Raw genomic sequence first — 17,625 nt, forward strand, 5'->3', positions numbered from 1 at the left:
GTTTGAAGTAAAGGTATAGAGATTGACGGTATGGGGTAAATATCCTCTTTGGGAAAGGTATAGGGATTGATGGTCAGAGGTTGTAAATAGCGTTTGAAGTAAAGGTATAGAGATTGACGGTATGGGGTAAATATCCTCTTTGGGAAAGGTATAGGGATTGATGGTCAGAGGTTGTAAATAGCGTTTGAAGTAAAGGTATAGAGATTGACGGTATGGGGGTAAATATCCTCTTTGGGAAAGGTATAGGGATTGATGGTCGGAGGTTGTAAATAGCGTTTGAAGCAAAGGTATAGAGATTGACGGTATGGTATAGTGTTGACATTGTGTCTATACCTTAGTATTTTTAAAGGAATATATTCCCTTTCATCAAGGAGATGTCTTTTGACAAAAAACGATAAATCGCCACTGATCGTACAATCCAACAAACTCGTCGAGTCTAGGTACACTTTGAGCGTGGGCGAGCAGCGTTTGGTTTTTGCTGTAGCATCGATGATTCATCCAGATGATGTGGATTTTTATCCATATGAAATCAAGATTCGTGATTTAGCGTCAATTCTTAATATTGATTTGAATAATGCATACAGAGACGCTGATAAAATTACAGATCAATTGATGCAAAGAGTTATTGTTATTCCTGAAGATGACGGGCCTTTAAAGGTTGGTTGGGTTTCTTCCTGTAAGTATAATAATAAAAAGGGCTCTATAAGTTTTAGATTTGATCCAAGCTTGAAGCCGTACCTCTTGCAATTGAGGAGGGATTTTACTCAATCGAAGTTAACCATACTTGCCCAATTTCAGAGTATTTACTCAATAAGAATATATCAATTATTAAAGCAATATCGAAAAATTGGTCACAGAGAATTTCGAGTTGATGATTTGAAAGAAATTCTAGGTATTGATAAAGGGAAGTATGCACAGTTTAAACAATTTAGGGCATGGGTTCTTAATCAAGCAAAGAAGGAATTTGAGAAGAAAGATGATGCCGGGTTTTACCAATGTGATCTGTCTTTTATTTTAGAAACTATTAGAGAAGGAAGAAAAATAACTAGAGTTAAGTTCATTATTGTTAACCAGGCTTATCAAGAAACTCTTCCTTTTATGGATAAAAAATCAGTTTTTCCAGTACGACCAGAACTCTCATCAGAAAAAGAACTTTTAGAAAAGTTGGAATATTTTGGAATACCTCCTTTGAGAGCCCAGTCATATATTAATGACTTGGGAGAAGATAAAACTCAACAAATCCTCGATTACTACAATGTTCGTTTGGCTGCCGGTAAGGTAGATAAAAAAGGAGGTGCCTTTTTGGCATATTTATTAAGGGAGAAAATTACTGGAAAAAGTGCCTTTGAAGCTGAAGAGGAAAGGCAAAAAAAGGAAAAAAAGACATCAGAGTGGAATAAAAAATTTGAGATAGAGGAAGCTGCTAAAAAAAGGTTATCAGATATAGAATTAAAATTTCTCCAAAAAGATGAAATTTACAAAAATGAAATAATTCAAAAATTCGAATCAAGCTTACACCCGGTCTTACTTAAATCTTTTCGTGAAAATGGAGTTAATTCTATTCAGTTTAGAGAACAATTTTTGGAATTTGCTGAGGAATATCTCTGAAGTTGGCTGATTTAATACTGCAATGTTAAGAGGGCTCCCTTAAATTTATTAAGGCCATTAGGCCAGCCTTAGTTTAAGTTTATTGAATGTTATAACTGTTAAGCAATAGAACCCCAGTCGTTCAGAGTGGGGTTCTATAGTGTCATTTTCTTTGGTGATCAATATATTGGAGTAAGATGTTTGCCACTCGAAACAATAAAGTAGCTCGGACTCCAGAATGTTTTCGAAAAATTTTATTTCGAAAGCTGGGATTTTGGAGAAAAACCTTTCAGACTGCTTACCATTTTTTATATTGAGGTTTTTTAGGGTGACAGAGAATAAGCAGGTAAACTTTCTCTTGCTATCCTCTCTATTTTAGTAATGCTAAGCCAAATTCAAAACCTTCTCTCAATTTTTAAACATAAAGGGTGTCGGACGTCCGACACCCTTTATGTTTATCTGTTGTGCTTCTTTCTTTGATTGTGTTAATGTACAAGACCTTATAGAATTAGCGTGTTTTTCATCATTTTCTATTCGAATAAATTGTTAGTTACCGCAGTTTTCTTAAACTCCAATTGGGATTATGAAAAAAATCATTTCTGTCATAAACCAAAAAGGTGGGGTTGGCAAAACAACAACATCAACAAACCTTGCTTGTGGCCTTGCTCTAGCAGGTTACAGAGTTTTGCTAATCGACCTTGACCCACAAGGGCATTCCACCATTGGCATGGGGATGGCCGATCATTGTGATTACTTTATACAAGACATTCTCATAAATGGAAAAAAGATCAGCGATGTTGTTTGCAAAACACCAACTGAAAACCTTGATATTGTAGCTTCAAATATTCACCTTAGCAAAGCAACCAACACGCTTTTTAATGAGCATTTTAGAGAAATGAGGCTAAATAACGCCTTATTAAAGGAAGCTGACAACTATGACTTTGTCGTCATAGATTGTCATCCATCACTTGGTATTTTAGAGATAAACGCTCTCTATGCCAGTAATTTTATTTTGGTCCCGACCGATACCGGTCGCTATTCTCTGGAAGGTTTTGCTGATCTTATAGACACCATAAGAGATATAATGGGGCCAGACCTAGACATCAGAGACTATCTTAGGATTTTAGTGACAATATTCGATTCCCGTGAAAAAGGAATCAATGACTGGGTAGAAGAACAGCTAGCGGAATTTTCAGAAATCGTATTATCTACAAAAATAAGAAAAATTACAGGAATAAAGCAGGCTCAAATAGCTGAGCAACCAATAATGATTTATGACAGTAAAAGTCCAGGGACTGAAGACTACAATAAGTTAACTCAAGAACTTTTATCGATATGGTAGATTTCAAAAAAAAAACAGTTGGAAAAACGACGAAGTTAGCTACTAAAACCCTTCAGGGAATTGATGCTAAACGTGAGAATCCGGTTTTTGAACAATATACTGAGGGTAATTTATATAAAGTCCCCCTTAAATCTATTGAGCCAGACCCGGATCAACCAAGAAAACATTTTGATCAAATAAAATTAGAGGAACTTGCCACGTCGATCAGCAGTAAGGGGGTATTACAACCAATCATAGTAAGAAAAAACGATATAGATAAAATTGATGCTGATTTTTTGATAATAGCAGGAGAACGCCGATATCGAGCCTCAAAGATAGCAAAATTAGATGTAATACCTGTGATTTTTTCCAAAGGAGATCCTGCTGAAATAGCATTAATTGAAAATATACAAAGGGATGATTTAAACCCCATTGAAGAGGCGTACGCTTACAGCAGAATCATGGAAAGCCATGGATACAATCAAAACCAGTTGAGTGAGGTGGTAGGAAAAGCGAGGACTACAATCAATGAAATACTAACTCTTAACAAACTTCCAGATGAGTTAAAAGATGAGTGTCGGACGTCCGACACACCAAAAAACGTTCTCTTGGAGATCGCAAAAATAAAAGATCCTAAAGAGATGATTTTTCTTTATAACAAAGTTAAAAACGAAAATCTTACCGTAGCTAAAATCAGGCAATTAACAAGACCCAAACCTGTAAGAATACTTACTCCGATGGACAAAAGAGTCATCGCCAAAATCCAGGAAGTTAAGCGCTTACTACCAAAGATAAACAAAGTAGAACTTAACAGTGGAGATAAAGACATATTATGGTCAGAATTGAGTGAGTTGCAAGACGTCATCTCAGGTTTATTATCTCAATAGATAATTTGATACCATGCGCTCAGCCATCTGGGCCGGTATTGCCATCAGGCAACAGGATGCCTTTTGTTCGGGTTCGTTACGCCAGTTATATAATGTCGCCTCGCTGATGCCTTCTTCGCTTGCCAATTGGCTGATGGACCGGTTGTGCGGTGGCATCATCTTTTTCAACACTGCTTCTTTTCGTTCCGGTGAATATCTCATGCATTAACCTCCTGCCCCTTTTATAATGGGTTTTAGTTCATACGGCAACTTCCCTGACACTAGGGGGGTCATGGTCTGCATCAAAGGCCGGATATAATACTGCAGCCAGATTTAAATCGCCAATTCAGGTATCAATTGCAAAACGGGTGGCGTCCATATAAGAGATCTTGACTTCGATCTCTGTTCAGATCGAATATAGCTATATGGACTTTTGAAATCTGAGCAGACAGCACCCTCCGCGTAAAAAGATTCTACCATCCCTTAAAGACTCTGTAAAAATCTCTACCACGAAAAAGGGTTGATTGTCACTTTATCCGGAGGCAGAGATGAAAGTAGTATCAACGCCGGTGATGGTCAAAAATGGAGCATTTGAGATTACTGATGGTCTGGAAACATCTAGATTCTAAGATGCTCCATTTGCCTCTACGTTTCTGGAAAACACCCTTCTGTTTACCAAGTGCCAAAATGCTCCACTTCGATCATGACATTTGGTCATGATCAGGGTAATATGTTCAGAAACGACCTTATCCTATGTGAGGTGCCTTCCACCGAGTGTTACCAATGGACATCATTTCTATTGTGTGATTAGCCTCGAGTCCGAGGTAATCTGCATATATGCCTATAAAAATTAAATATCAATAGCCTTCGCACTACAGGAATTGGGTGTCTGTTGTTGAAAACGGTTTGACAACATTTAGGTGGAGGTACATCATCACTCGGCAGCGCATTGCCTAACCCCTTGCTCCATCAAAAAATAGTCCCAAGGCTGGATTTACCGGAATAATCAATTGTTAAGCATCTGCCGAACAATGATCATTCCGGCGGTGCTGCAGCAGGGCGAATTTCTTTTATCACAAACTTCCCGCCTTCGTTGATTACTTTGAATTTTACCTTTTCGCCGGTTTGAACCGCGTCCAGCAAAGACTTATCGTGAACTGAGTAAACCATTGTCATCGGAGGCATATTGAGGTTCTTTATCTCGCCGTGTTTGAGTGTAATTTTACCCGCATCTTTGTCAATTTTCCGCACCACACCTTCGGTCATATCGGCAACTAACCCATCCTGCTGTGCAGCCACTACCAATACAGCTGCGGAGACTGCGGAATAGCATATCAAAGCGACCATACTCACGATCAATATTCTTACTTTCATCATCTACCTCATGAATGGTTGTATAATAGGTGAGCTGTTATTTCATCGACACCCAGTTCGTGAAAACAATTTCCTATAACATCAACAGGAAGGGGTGGTACGAGAAATTGCCTGTCCTAAATCTTTGGCGATCCGTGCTGATGTCCCTTATGGCTATCGCTTGGTGCTTTTTTCCCATCCGACCCCAAAGCAGCCGAACCTACCTCGACGGTGCCCTTCATCCCGGCATCATAATGCCCCGGCATGAGGCAGCCAAAGTCTATTTTACCTGGCTTGGTGAAATGCCAGACGACTTCACCCACCTGACCAGGAGCTACCCTGACCTGGTTGGGATCTTCGTGCTCCATTTCAGGGAACTTCTGCATCAGCTTATAATGTTCCAATAACTCTTTCTCTGTTCCCAAAACAAATTCATGATCAATCTCACCGCTGTTTTTCAATACAAACTTTATGGTTTCGCCTTGTTTGACGATGAGATGATCGGGGACATAGCGCATCTCATCGTTCATATCTATGTGCACTGTTCGATCGACCATCGCCGGCATCCCAGGTTCGCCAATAGCTTTAGCATCATGGCCTTGCTCGTGCCCACCTGAATGGTTACCTGAGGCAAACGCCACTCCGGCTAACGCAATCGGAATCACCAGATAAAACAGGAATTGAATGGTTTTTATTTTCATATTCTTTCCCCCTTAAGGCAAGAGTTAATGATGTGTACTTTTGGGTTTACGAACCGTTACCTCAACCTCCGTTGAAGGTTTATGCAGTCGCGGCATACCTTGCTGCATTTTGGATTGCATACGAGCTGGTTCGGTCGGAGCACCGGCAAATTCATACGCTGAAGTGCCCGGTGGATGTTTGTACCAGCCGGGGTCTGAATAGTTTCCCGGTTGCTGATTGCGTCGCACTTTCACTACGCTGAACATGCCACCCATCTCAACTGAACCAAAAGGTCCATCCCCCGTCATCATCGGCGCGGTATTGTCCGGGATAGGCATCTCCATGGCGGCCATGTCAGCCATTCCCCGTTCGCCCATGACCATATAGTCGGGAATGAGGTTGGTGATCTTTCGGGCCAGTTCCCGCTGATCGACACCGATAAGAGTTGCTACGTCGTGGCTCATGGCGTTCATGGTATGATGACTCTTGTGGCAGTGGAACGCCCAATCGCCTTCTTCGTCGGCAACAAACTCGATCTGCCGCATCTGGCCGACGGCGACATCGGCGGTCACCTCGTAAAATCGTGAGGAAGGAGGTGTTGGGCCTCCATCACTGCCCGTTACCAGAAACTCGTGCCCATGCAGATGCATTGGGTGGTTGGTCATCGTCAGATTACCTATGCGTATACGGACTTTGTCGTTTTGCCGAACGTTGAGAGAATCAATGCCCGGGAAGATACGACTGTTCCAACTCCAGAGATTAAAATCGAGCATCGTCATGATCTTCGGGGTAAAACTGCCGGGCTCTATGTCGTAGGCATTCATCAGAAAAATAAAGTCACGATCAACTTCTGCTATAAGCGGATGTTTGTCCCTGGGATGGGTTACCCACGAACCCATCATGCCCATGGCCATCTGGACCATCTCGTCAGCATGCGGGTGATACATGAATGTGCCGGGACGGCGGGCGATAAATTCATATACAAAAGTCTTGCCCGGAAGAATCGGCGGTTGGGTTAGCCCCGAGACACCATCCATGCCATTGGGCAATCGCTGACCATGCCAGTGAATGCTTGTGTGTTCGGGCAATTTGTTGGTGACAAAAATACGCACCCGGTCCCCTTCCACAACCTCAATGGTCGGCCCCGGACTCTGGCCGTTGTACCCCCAGAGATGCGCCTTAAAGCTTGGTGCCATTTCCCGCACTACCGGTTCGGCCACCAGATGAAACTCCTTCACCCCATTTTTCATACGCCAGGGTAAGGTCCAGCCGTTGAGCGTCACAACCGGATTATATGGCCTCCCCTGGTTCGGAATGAGTGGCGGCATGGTCTCTGGTTTAGTTTGGATCACTGGTTCGGGGAGAGCGGCCATAGCCACACGGTTGACTAGTGATGCCGCAACAGCACCGCCCGCCAGACCAACGGCCTTTAAAAACTGCCTTCTTGAATTCATTGTTCCTGCCTCTTATCGACTCTTAAGCTGCTTATCATGCCCATATCTGCTGTCGCAGTGAATCGGCGAATTTGCCGCCCGCAACCATCCGGTTAGTCATAGGCTCTGTTCCAGCATCTTCGGATGGCCGATCACCGCGGCATGCAGGGCCGCGTCTGCCAGCCAAAATTGCTTTTGCGCGGAGATGGCTGCCATCACAGTCCTGATTTGCTCTCGTGTTTCGGCGAGCAGGTCAAAGACTCCTGTCAACATCCCGTTATATCGCAGCACATTCTCTTCGGAGATTATTCTGGAGAGAGGGAGTACTTCGTCACGGTAGTGTTTTGATACATCATAAGCGGTACGATATTCGCTGTAGCTTTCACGCAGTTCGGATCCCGCGGCAGATACCGTTGCCTCCAGACGATTTACCGCGGCCAGAGTATCAGCGTTCATGCCGGCACGCAGCATATCTCCCCAGTCGAAGACCGGTAATTGCACTCCGATGTCGTAGCCGCTGCCAGAGATACTGCTGCCGGCATTTCTGGTCGATCGCTTTTCCTGCCGGATGCCTAGTTCAATGTCGGTCAGGCTGGTGATCTGATTCAGACCTTGAGCTTTGGCAGCCGCCTGCAACTCGGCCTCCGCCAGCTTGATATCGAGTCGACCTTGATTTGCGGCCTTGCTTATTTCTTGTGGTGTCCTTGGGTTCTCCGGCAAAGTCGGGAGCATTTTAGGTAAGAGAAGCTCTTCTGCCTGACTCGCGGAAAGACCCAACAGACGAATAAGCTGCTCACGGCTGGAGAGAGTTTCTTGTTCAGCTCTGGCCAAATGTGTCGCGGCATCGCTGTAAAAGACCTGCTGGCGAACCCGCTGCAATTTACTGAAATTACCGACCCGCTGCATTTCTCTGGCCAATCTGGAACTGACTTCGGCAGCCTCAAACACCTGTTCGGCATAATTACGATTCTGTTGGGCGGCGAGGACATTAACCCAGGCCAGGCGAATTTGGCTGATAAGATCGACCACTTCTATCGTCAGGCGCAATTGCGCCTCTTCGATACGGTGCTGTGCGAGCCCATAGCGCTGCGGCAAGGTCAGCAGGTCGAGTAAATTGAAGGACAGTAGTCGGGTCAATTCTAATTCGTCCCCAAGGACAAGCCGTTCAAAGGAAAACACCGGGTTCGTAATTCGCCCGGTTTGCGCGGCATCAGCCAGTTTCGACCAATTTGCGGCAAGCATAGCTTGAAGAGCTGGACTATTTACCAGAGCGAGTTGCACCGCATCGCTTTGACTCAATGGTTTTGCAAGGAGTTCGGCCGCCATGCTCTCCAGAGCTTTCCGCTGATCGAGGTTCTGCGCCAGAATGAGTTTTCCCTCGGTGAAATCAGCAGCGTCTTTGTTGATTCTATCGATAGATTTATCAATTTCGACTCTTGCACAGCCGGACAGAGCGACAATTGAAAGCAACGTTATACCGGCGGCAAAACGCGCCCAGTTCATGGTTTTACCCCAGGATGATTAAACCCTGCCTCAGTACTTGATTTCTGTTCAGGTGAGGGGTCTCCGACTGAAGCTGATTCTATCGACATGTCATGTCGCTCCATCCCGGGAGCAGCATTGTGCTGTTTCATGCCGTCAGCGGGGGAAAGCCTGACATCCGATGGCCCCACTGCGTCGTTGGCGTCCCTCCAGGAGCCGCCCTGAATATCGTCATAACTCTGGTATCGATCAAAAACCGAGCTGTAATGGAGAATTATTGAAGCCGCCTTCATTGGCTGAGGCTCACCTTTTTCGGCTACATCAGACTGTGCGCGAACAAGTGTGGAAAAGGTTAAAAAGCACCAGCAAAGAAAGAAAAAAGCATATTGTTGTCGTCTCGCCATATTGTGCTCCTTTAAAAAATACAGCTGGCATCAAAAAACCGCATCTCTCAATCAATAATGATCTAAGGAAACATCACGAATATACCCTGGCCCTTGCCATCCTTTTCGTTATGGCGCCTGATGCCTCTATGAGCTACCTTAGCCATGTAAATCCAGACAACGATTTAGCTCAGTCTGGAGAGGAGATTAGACTATTCTGCCATAACCCTATTGGTCGATTTATGGCAGAATAGCGGTGTTATTTCATCATCATTTCCTGCTGTGCTATTATGCCATTCATCATTTCCGTTATCATCGATATCTTTTTTTTCATCGTGGCTACATCACCCATCATGTCACATGATCCCATCATTTTTTCCCTCATGGCCATCTTTTCTTTGTTCATTTTCATGCAGCCATCTGCGCCCATTTTACTCATGTCGTGTCCGTCCTTGGGCGCCATTTTCATTTCTTGACCGGTCATTGGTTTGTTTTGCGTTTCATTGCCGCCCATGGGCATTTTATCTGCATTTTCACCACTCATCATATCCATCATTTTCATCCCTTCATGCATCTGTTGCATATGCGTATGCATAAGGCTCTTTCGTTCGGCAGGGTTTGTCGCTGCCTGCATCTTCATTCGCGTGTCCTTCATCTGCATTGTGGCAGAGTCCATAGTATCCGGGTTTTCCTGCATCGTTGCGGCCGCAATCTCCTGGTTCATTTTGACGGCAGCTGCATCCCCTGCAGGTTTCTGGTTTTCCTGTGCAGCGTAGATTGGCATTGCGGTTAAGAGGAACAGCGATATCAGTGCAGCTTGAAAGACTTTCATGATCGATCACCTTATTGAATTTTTTGAGGGAGAAGATAGATAGAATTCTATCTTCATAAGAACAGAAATAAATTTCCGTTTTTATACTTTTTACACTTAAAAAGAAGGTGCTGGCATATTGCAGATCAATCACCCATCTGGGCCTCGAACAATAGCGGTTACACCATCGCAGGTTATCATCAACTCATCTTGACCAAGGCCAGGGTTATGTCGTCATTTTGTGGATTTTCCCCGCGGAATGCAGTTATATTTCGAATAATGGCCTGAAGAATTTCATCCGGATGCAGAGTGCAGTTGTCGGCCAATACCTTCTTTAGACGCTCCCTGCCGAACTGCTCTCCCGCCTTGTTTTCGACCTCCCAGGCGCCATCACTGCCGATGAGAATAAGCTGGATCTCCTGCCTGATTGGCAACTCGTTGTATGCATAGGTGCAGGTCTCATCGACCCCCAGCGCTACCCCCTGACCTTTAAGTTCCGAAAAAATTCCACTTGCCGGGCAATAGACAATTGCCGGATCATGACCCGCACGAACCCAGCGAAGAGTGTTCCGCCCCCGGTCTGCTTCCAGGTAAAACAGGGTCACAAAATTACCTGATTTCATGGTGTCTTGGCACAGAAGGCTATTGACATCACCCATTACCTCACCAAGATTACCCGGCTGAACCACGCGGCCTCGGAGAAGTGCCCGTACAGTGGTCATCAGCAGGGCTGCACCGATTCCATGACCTACTACATCTCCAACAACGACCCCGACCTTTTGGTCGTTTCCGGGAAAACTTAGAATATCAAAGTAGTCTCCTCCCGTCTCATCGCAGTAAAGGATGAGACCGCGGGCAATGATATCCTTCAGGGTGACAATATCATGCGGCAACAGGTTCTGTTGTACTTCCCGGGCAACGTTCATTGCTTCTTTCAGCAGGAGTCTCTGTTTAAGCTGTTGGGTCATTTTGTTGAAGCTATTTGTGAGCTCACCGACCTCATCGCGAGTGGTAACAGCGAGAGGAGGACCAAAGGAGCCGTTTGCCAGAGTATCGGCTGCCGCAGAAAGCTCTCTTATTCTTTTGGTCAGTCTGCTTGTTGTGCCCCGAATAATCAGAAGAATAAATACAATACCGATGGTAAGCGACAGGATATACAACAGTTTGAATCGTATAACAGGGTGTAGAATTTTATCACCAGGTGCGATAACCACCATCGTCCATGGTGCTTCGGTGAGACGATAGAAGCCGCTGATTTCATTTGGTGGAGAACCGGGACCGAATACCGTACCAAAATGAGCTTTTCCCATAGCCTTCAAAGTGTCTCGTTCTAGTGCATTGGTAGAACCGAATGGTTGCTGGGGAGAACCCGTTTTCACATTTGACTCAACCGATGTATTCGCTAAAACATTGCCGGAATCATCGATCAGGTATGCCTTGTTGGTCTTCCACCAGGAAGCTTTGATTATGTCATTGATAAGATTATCAAAAGAAATGACCACTTCCACCCTTCCCGACGTCTGGTCGAATTTATTATTCACCTTTGATTCTAATGAAATGGTCCTGTTTTTATCCTGACTATTGTATTTAGGCGAACTGACAGTTAACTGTTCCAGATGATAAAAGTGCATATCGCCCTTTATTCGTTCATTATCAGAGCGTTGGGAATCATTCTCAGGAGTGTTTTCCGGCCACTCGACATTGACGCTGACTACCCCGTCGAGATTTTTTATCTCATTAATAATATAGGAAAAAACATCTCTGTTAATCCCAGCCCCATTCCTGTTGTGCAACAGAAGGAGCAGATCTTTTGGTTTACGCAATCGCATATCAATCTGATGAGCCTTACGTTGCAGTTTGGCAATTGCCGTCTCACCCCATTGATTAAGCAGTATTGTTCGAACAAAGATATATCCGGCAACGGACATACACACTAAAAGTAAAAATATCGGTACCAGAATAAAAAACAAGGTCCGTTGCTGTAAACTCCTGGGTTGGATCATCATTTTCTGCACATCCTGTCGCCTTTCCTATCTTCCTGGCCTCCCGAAGTGGAAGCCAGGGAGTCTTGATTACCATCGTTTGTTCATTTTCGGATAATCGTGAAAAATGAACAGTATTAATGCATGCCACCGCCACCACCGGAACCACTGCCACCACCGGAACCGCTGCCACCGCCGGAACCGCTGCCACCGCCGGAACCATGCCCACCGCCGGATCCACTGCCACCTCCCATTCCGCCGCCCATGCTGCCAGACATCCCGCTATCATGATCTCCCATCCCGCCACTGCCCATACCATTACCTAAACCACCTGCACCAGACGCCATGCCCCCACTCCCATGCACATCAGTCTGCATGCCTGCTCCATGGCCTTTCGTCATTCCTGACTTGGTATCTCTGGCTGTAGCCTCCATGACTTCCGATTTTCTGGAGACCATCATGGAACCTGGAGTCATGCTTCCCTTACCAATATTGTTCGTATTGTGCCCGATCATACCATGCATACCTAATTCACTGGGAACATCCGCCCAACCTACACCTGTCGTGTGCATATCGCTGATATCCTTTTCCGAGACCCCTGACATTTTTGAAAGCATGCCAACATATTTATCCTCGGCATCATTAAGAGTCATTTCGGCCGACATCCTCTGGTGTTGATCGCCGGACATCTGCAGCTGGCCCATTTGATCTTCGGCTTTTTCCACATGAGTAAGGGCCGCCTGCAGAGATGCGTTCGTAGTCATTGCCTCCCGCTTTGCAACCTGTGCTGCCTGTCTAGCCTTGACTGCACTTGAATAGGCGGGCTGGGTTTGTGAGGTGGCCTGTGCCCCGGCTAGAGTCTGCAGGCACAGCCCCGAGACAGCCATCGTTAAAAGCATAGTTTTGAAATAACGTTTCGTTTTCATATTTACTCCTGTCATTTTACTTAAGATCGACTGCTGCACCTGACACAATTCAGGTTCATTTCCAGTCAGTTAAAAAAATCCGTACAGATTCGTTTTTAATGTAAGTTTTATTATCTTGGGTGATTTTTTCCGAAGTGTCGAACCAGCTGATACGAATGCGATCAGGTCCGATTGTCGGAAAAAACGTGTGCAGGGTATTGGCGATTTCTATTGCTCTTTGTTTTGCGAGTTGTTTGTTGTTATGGACATAGACAACAACCTGCAGGGTACCTTTTGGGAGGTTGGAGACGATGGCCCCGACCAACCGCAATGATGGATACGAAGACGGGCTGACACTCCCCGACTGCTGGAACTTGATCTCGGCAAGAGTTACGGCCCGGTCGCCGAGAAATTGCTTTTCATAGGAGAAATCGCCGAGAGCATTGAGATGGTCCGTTGCCTGGAGCGCAAATCGTCCGGCAGGGTACCAATGGAGATATTTCAGCCATGCCGCTTTAGCCGCCGAATATTTTTTCTCAATGTCCAAAATCAAGGCTCTGTTATAGAGCGCCGCCGAATTGGTTAACTGTTCAATCAGGACTGCATCATATGCCTCTATTGCCTGCCTGAGGTTCCCGTTCCTCAATCTGACATGGCCCAGGTAGAGTCGTGCCTGCAGATGATGCCCGTTGAGTTGCAGGGCTCGTTCATAGCTCATCTCTTCGGCTTTTACATCTCCCAGTTCGCCGTAGGTGACCCCCAACCAGAAGTGGTAGTCCACATCTCCAGGATCAAGAACGACTGCTCTCTCGAAATGGGACAAGGCCTCGGCTGCCTTATTCTGGGCAAGCAATGACCGTCCCAGGTAATACTGCGCGCTTTCACTGTCGGGATGCTTATTGACTGTCTCCTCAAAGTCCGCTTCAGCCTGACGGTATTCTCCGGTCTTCATATAATAACTGCCCTTGATCGTGTTGCTTAGGTCAGCCATACCGCAGCCGGAGATTATGTTCGTCAGGAAGATGAGAACTACCAGGCTCTTCCACATTATGTTGCCCTCCCTCTTCATTATAAAAAATCGAGATATAGTACTGAGTCTCATATCTTGTTTTGCATAAACCGGACCAAAAAGAAATTAACGAGAAAACTCAACGTATCTCACTGAATTATTGATATAATATTTATCTGTTTTCAGGGCATTCAGATGGCGTGTAAAATAATTAGACAGCCACAAAAGGAAAGCACAGGCCATAACGTCTGATTAATGGACAAGTCCCGTTTGTCGCGCCGGACTGGTCATCACAGCTATTACTGCTCTGCAACATACGCATGAATATCAAATTCATTTTTCTGGTCGGGCAAGCTGATTTTGTAGGATTTTTTTTGGCTAGGTAAAAAGCTGTCTCAGCCTTGCAAGGAAACACCAGGGCGGCGACCCGAATGAGACGCCGTGACATAGAAAAACTTGCATATTGAAAGGGTCATCAACAGAGGCAAGCTTTTGGCGGGAAGACAGAAGTTATTTAAAATGAGTAAACCAATCGGGTACGTAGATCTGTAGCATCCCTAAGATCATTTTCATAATCAAGTATGGAGTAATCAACAGCAACGCTCCAGTTCTCGAGAATTCCAGAGAAATTATAGCCAAGGCTGATAGTGTATTCGTCGAGGTCGGCGTTGTCGAGCGGGTTATCAAACCTGGTGAATCGAAATTTGGAGGAAAAAGATTTTTCGTAATTATATCCCACTCCGACCTGGTATGAATCGGTTCCAGCTTCAAAGGCAGCTGCTCCAGCAGTTTTGACTGTATCGGTATACTGATAATACGCTGCTTGCCCGAGGCCCCTGTAAACTCGTGCATCACCAGCCGAACCGCCGGCCATTGTATACCCGGCAAAAAAGTCTATCCCGACAACTTCCAGGCCAGCTTTAAAACCCGCCAAATAGTTATCATCTTTGGACGAGTCATCATACTTTGTATAGTAATACTGTCCAGCGACATACGGTTTTGTGGGCACCTCGGCGAAGGTATAGTTGGCATCTGCATATAACCCGGCAACCTCATTGAACACATTTGTATAATGGGCCTGAATGGCAAGGTTACTGAGAGAGGTATTCTTGATATAAAAGGAGAAAACACCATCGTCGCCTATATCGTAGAAATCCCCCGGTTTGCCGGTGCCATTCTTTTCGTAATCGACAAACCAGTTGTCGGCGTAGCTTGTCTGGTCCGTCCGGGTCTGATATTGTCTCACCCAGCCGAGACTGACGGTCGTATCAGGAATGTCGGTGTTTGTTAAAAAATAGCCTTCGAAGGATTCCTTGATGAGTCTCGATCCCGAGTTGGCGATTAATGGCAGGTTGATGTGTTGTCTGCCGCCTTTAAAGCTGGTTTTGTACAGGTCATACTGCAGGTATGCCTCCGACATGACTGCACCCTCGGCATCCATGCTTCCTTTGGTTACGCCGCTTTCATCATCTTTATAGCCGATAAAAGCAGCCTGAAACTCACCACCTAACTGCAGTCCATACAGTCTGCCCGTCGAAAATGCCAGATTGCCGCCATTCACCCAGATATTGCTATCCTCCTTCGTTGCAGTATCAAAGGTTTCAGCATAATAATAGCTTTTCAAGCTGCCGCTCACCTTGCCTTTTGTAAAAGCCTCACGCAACGAAGTTGCATCTCCCTCGGCAAAGACACTTGTCGAGGTAATACCAACAGCAAGAATACTTCCGGTAATAACAACTCGTTTCAATGCTCCCATAATGCCTCCCTTTTTGCTATCCTTCTGTTGTTAATAGCCGAAAAAAGCAGGAAACATCTACACAGAGGTGAGGGGAAAACCTCGTTTTACAACAAACAACTAGTTGCAATGCAGAACCGGTTAAATACCAGAACTAATTCCCGCTACAATTCCAGCCTGACACCTCCTTCTTAAAATGATTAGGGCTGTCGTATTTAACGCTTGAGTAGTGCAATACGTAAAGAACCGTAATTGTATAATTGTAAAGTAAAAATAAGAAATCACTCTTGACATCAAGTCAACAAGCGATAATCCCGATTGTCCAGAATTAGGACACATTCATATTGCAATAAATACCTTAAGTATCAAAAATACTACTATCAGACATGGTTTCTCGATCAACTGAAACACCAATATACTCGTTGTTTGCTGACTGCGAATGCTTAAAATAATAGTTACATTCCATAATGAGAACAACAGGTCTGCTAATGTGGCATGTTGCGCAGCAATCCTAAATGGCAAAATACCATAAAGGGAACGATATGATCTTGAAAACTGTGACTATTGCTTTGCTGATCGGGGGCATTTCGGCAGTGCATCTTATGTACCACGGCACGGATATGGGCTTTCATATATTACATCAACAACTGTTTTTCATTCCTCTTATTCTCACCAGTTTTTGGTTCGGTTTGCGAACAGGTGTTATCATGGCCATGATAACCAGTCTCGTTTATGGAATTCCAATGATGTTTAGTCAACATGAATCCAGTGGGCATCTTATTGTTATAACACAAAGTTGCCTTTATCTGCTCATAGCGATGCTGATCGGCTGGTTATCAGATAGAGAGCGAAAACAACAAAGGAAGCAGTTTCAGAACGAGAGGATCACAACGCTTGGAAAAGCTGCCTCCGCACTGAGTTTTGAAGTTCAAGATATTGTCAGGCGAATCGAAATCATACATCAGGGTACAAAGGGGAGTAGAAGCGAGCCAATAAACGATGATATGATTTCGGAAATAGATCGTTTAAAAAGACTTCTCGATGCCCTGGCCAAATTCAGCGAGCCCCTGGGTGACTTGACTTTATCACATAATCTTAATGAGTTAATACAGAAAAGACTACCGGTGTATCAGCAAAATGCCGCAGCAAAGGGAGTTAAGGTTAGTGTCAATCTGGATCAGGGCGGGTGTCCATCCATGGTCACAACCGAGTCTATCCCCCGGATCATAGACTCCCTGGTCGACAATGCTATTGATTTTTCAGAGAGAGGACAATCAATCTTTTTACGGTCAACACGGAGTGGAGATTTCTGCATTTTTGAAGTTTCTGATTCCGGCCCCGGGGTATCGAAAGAAAATGAAACCAAGTTGTTCAGCGTATTTTTCACCACAAAATATGACGGTTATGGACTTTCTCTTTCCTCTGGGAGAAAAGCTCTACGCGATCTCGGAGGTGATCTTGTTTACCGTGCAAACGAAAAGGGTGGTGCAATTTTCACAATGAAAATTCCCCGTGAAAGTCAGGATGAGAACATAGATGAGTATGTTGATTCAGCCCTGCCCCAATAAGACCGCAAAGTCTCTCGGCATTGACTAAAAATCAACCTTCGGTTTGTGACGACATCGGCTATGCTTTAACGTCCATTCACGGGCCAAGCCAGCTTGCTCCCCATAATTTGCCTGCAGTGAGAGCGCTAAAACGGCAAGAATAGAGCTGGCAGCATCTGCAACGACCTGTAAATAAGCAGAGCATAAATTCTAATCTGCCAAGCATCATTATTCTGGACATAACGTGGCGCGGTTCTCACAAAGACCTCGATCGTTTGGAAAGCTGTCTACGGAAAATTTCTTATTAGTGATTTTTCGTGCATCCAACCTACTTTCATTTGATTGTCTTATTATTAGACACTATTTCATGAAAAACGTTTTCGGAATGCCCATTTTTTACACGTTTCTCTGTTCCTGCTACTGGAAAAGTACACAAAATAGTCAATTTTATCCCTTAGACTCAATATGTCATAGTTTCGGTTCGAGTATTTATCCAGATTGGCACGACTTCTGCTTTACTTATCGTAAAT

At 44.8% G+C, this 17,625-nt stretch carries 15 protein-coding genes and 1 pseudogene; 5 read left to right on the forward strand and 11 right to left on the reverse strand.

All coding sequences use genetic code 11. The features are described 5' to 3' along the window. The first annotated feature begins 381 nt into the window (after positions 1-381). The 3 genes from FCL47_RS21140 to FCL47_RS21150 all read left to right on the forward strand — a co-directional run bounded on the left by FCL47_RS21140 (position 382) and on the right by FCL47_RS21150 (position 3,795). Positions 382-1,608 (forward strand): replication initiation protein, encoded by a 1,227-nt coding sequence (locus FCL47_RS21140; RefSeq protein ID WP_167496597.1) that lies wholly within the window; start codon positions 382-384, stop codon positions 1,606-1,608. Between the two features lie 562 nt (positions 1,609-2,170). Further along, the gene (locus tag FCL47_RS21145) at positions 2,171-2,929 is read left to right on the forward strand and encodes a ParA family protein (protein WP_136815719.1); all 759 of its coding nucleotides are present in this window, start codon (positions 2,171-2,173) and stop codon (positions 2,927-2,929) included. Further along, the gene (locus tag FCL47_RS21150) at positions 2,923-3,795 is read left to right on the forward strand and encodes a ParB/RepB/Spo0J family partition protein (protein WP_136815720.1); all 873 of its coding nucleotides are present in this window, start codon (positions 2,923-2,925) and stop codon (positions 3,793-3,795) included. Before FCL47_RS21145 ends, FCL47_RS21150 begins: the two co-directional genes overlap by 7 nt. Before the next feature lie 75 nt (positions 3,796-3,870). Here FCL47_RS21150 and FCL47_RS25225 read toward each other — a convergent pair. The 6 genes and pseudogenes from FCL47_RS25225 to FCL47_RS21180 form a co-directional block, all read right to left on the reverse strand. Then, positions 3,871-3,996, reverse strand: a pseudogene (locus FCL47_RS25225) (transposase); the annotation flags it as partial. 813 nt (positions 3,997-4,809) lie between these two features. Further along, on the reverse strand, positions 4,810-5,151 hold the full coding sequence (locus FCL47_RS21160) for a copper-binding protein (RefSeq protein ID WP_136815722.1): 342 nt from the start codon (positions 5,149-5,151) through the stop codon (positions 4,810-4,812). Between the two features lie 113 nt (positions 5,152-5,264). Beyond that, positions 5,265-5,828: a plastocyanin/azurin family copper-binding protein gene (locus tag FCL47_RS21165; RefSeq protein ID WP_136815723.1), complete on the reverse strand. Its 564-nt coding sequence runs from the start codon at positions 5,826-5,828 to the stop codon at positions 5,265-5,267. 24 nt (positions 5,829-5,852) lie between these two features. After that, the gene (locus FCL47_RS21170; RefSeq protein ID WP_136815724.1) at positions 5,853-7,262 is read right to left on the reverse strand and encodes a multicopper oxidase domain-containing protein; all 1,410 of its coding nucleotides are present in this window, start codon (positions 7,260-7,262) and stop codon (positions 5,853-5,855) included. A 96-nt stretch (positions 7,263-7,358) separates the two neighbouring features. Next, positions 7,359-8,744: a TolC family protein gene (locus FCL47_RS21175; protein ID WP_136815725.1), complete on the reverse strand. Its 1,386-nt coding sequence runs from the start codon at positions 8,742-8,744 to the stop codon at positions 7,359-7,361. Further along, a complete protein-coding gene (locus FCL47_RS21180) occupies positions 8,741-9,016 on the reverse strand; it encodes a hypothetical protein (protein ID WP_136815726.1) in 276 nt (91 codons plus the stop codon). Before FCL47_RS21180 ends, FCL47_RS21175 begins: the two co-directional genes overlap by 4 nt. Here FCL47_RS21180 and FCL47_RS21185 point away from each other — a divergent pair. Then, a complete protein-coding gene (locus tag FCL47_RS21185) occupies positions 9,001-9,360 on the forward strand; it encodes a hypothetical protein (RefSeq protein WP_136815727.1) in 360 nt (119 codons plus the stop codon). The two genes, FCL47_RS21180 and FCL47_RS21185, sit on opposite strands and share 16 nt — an antisense overlap. Before the next feature lie 5 nt (positions 9,361-9,365). On the opposite strand, the gene FCL47_RS21190 is transcribed toward FCL47_RS21185, so the two are convergent. The 5 genes from FCL47_RS21190 to FCL47_RS21210 form a co-directional block, all read right to left on the reverse strand. Further along, entirely contained in the window at positions 9,366-9,938 is a 573-nt protein-coding gene (locus FCL47_RS21190) for a hypothetical protein (RefSeq protein ID WP_136815728.1), read from the reverse strand. A gap of 179 nt (positions 9,939-10,117) precedes the next feature. Continuing rightward, positions 10,118-11,923, reverse strand: coding sequence for a SpoIIE family protein phosphatase (locus FCL47_RS21195; RefSeq protein WP_136815729.1), 1,806 nt, complete (start codon positions 11,921-11,923; stop codon positions 10,118-10,120). 113 nt (positions 11,924-12,036) lie between these two features. Next, positions 12,037-12,825: a hypothetical protein gene (locus FCL47_RS24480; RefSeq protein ID WP_153306388.1), complete on the reverse strand. Its 789-nt coding sequence runs from the start codon at positions 12,823-12,825 to the stop codon at positions 12,037-12,039. Between the two features lie 55 nt (positions 12,826-12,880). Further along, positions 12,881-13,852 carry a tetratricopeptide repeat protein gene (locus FCL47_RS21205; RefSeq protein ID WP_167496598.1) on the reverse strand — a complete coding sequence of 324 codons (972 nt, stop codon included), beginning with the start codon at positions 13,850-13,852 and terminating at the stop codon, positions 12,881-12,883. Between the two features lie 475 nt (positions 13,853-14,327). Further along, entirely contained in the window at positions 14,328-15,569 is a 1,242-nt protein-coding gene (locus FCL47_RS21210; protein WP_136815731.1) for an OprD family outer membrane porin, read from the reverse strand. A 494-nt stretch (positions 15,570-16,063) separates the two neighbouring features. Between FCL47_RS21210 and FCL47_RS21215 the strand changes: the two genes are divergently transcribed. After that, complete coding sequence (locus FCL47_RS21215; RefSeq protein ID WP_136815732.1) at positions 16,064-17,116, forward strand: HAMP domain-containing sensor histidine kinase; 1,053 nt, start codon at positions 16,064-16,066, stop codon at positions 17,114-17,116. Positions 17,117-17,625: the final 509 nt, after the last annotated feature.

Source organism: Desulfopila sp. IMCC35006 (assembly GCF_005116645.1).
GTDB lineage: Bacteria > Desulfobacterota > Desulfobulbia > Desulfobulbales > Desulfocapsaceae > Desulforhopalus_A.

Excerpts from the sequence above, each read along its gene's own strand:
- FCL47_RS21150 (WP_136815720.1), top strand. The coding sequence starts at position 2,923 with ATGGTAGATTTCAAAAAAAAAACAGTTGGAAAAACGACGAAGTTAGCT.
- FCL47_RS21175 (WP_136815725.1), bottom strand. The coding sequence starts at position 8,744 with ATGAACTGGGCGCGTTTTGCCGCCGGTATAACGTTGCTTTCAATTGTC.
- FCL47_RS21170 (WP_136815724.1), bottom strand. The coding sequence starts at position 7,262 with ATGAATTCAAGAAGGCAGTTTTTAAAGGCCGTTGGTCTGGCGGGCGGT.
- FCL47_RS21210 (WP_136815731.1), bottom strand. The coding sequence starts at position 15,569 with ATGGGAGCATTGAAACGAGTTGTTATTACCGGAAGTATTCTTGCTGTT.
- FCL47_RS24480 (WP_153306388.1), bottom strand. The coding sequence starts at position 12,825 with ATGAAAACGAAACGTTATTTCAAAACTATGCTTTTAACGATGGCTGTC.
- FCL47_RS21145 (WP_136815719.1), top strand. The coding sequence starts at position 2,171 with ATGAAAAAAATCATTTCTGTCATAAACCAAAAAGGTGGGGTTGGCAAA.
- FCL47_RS21195 (WP_136815729.1), bottom strand. The coding sequence starts at position 11,923 with ATGATGATCCAACCCAGGAGTTTACAGCAACGGACCTTGTTTTTTATT.
- FCL47_RS21190 (WP_136815728.1), bottom strand. The coding sequence starts at position 9,938 with ATGAAAGTCTTTCAAGCTGCACTGATATCGCTGTTCCTCTTAACCGCA.
- FCL47_RS21160 (WP_136815722.1), bottom strand. The coding sequence starts at position 5,151 with ATGATGAAAGTAAGAATATTGATCGTGAGTATGGTCGCTTTGATATGC.
- FCL47_RS21215 (WP_136815732.1), top strand. The coding sequence starts at position 16,064 with ATGGCAAAATACCATAAAGGGAACGATATGATCTTGAAAACTGTGACT.
- FCL47_RS21205 (WP_167496598.1), bottom strand. The coding sequence starts at position 13,852 with ATGTGGAAGAGCCTGGTAGTTCTCATCTTCCTGACGAACATAATCTCC.
- FCL47_RS21165 (WP_136815723.1), bottom strand. The coding sequence starts at position 5,828 with ATGAAAATAAAAACCATTCAATTCCTGTTTTATCTGGTGATTCCGATT.
- FCL47_RS21180 (WP_136815726.1), bottom strand. The coding sequence starts at position 9,016 with ATGAAGGCGGCTTCAATAATTCTCCATTACAGCTCGGTTTTTGATCGA.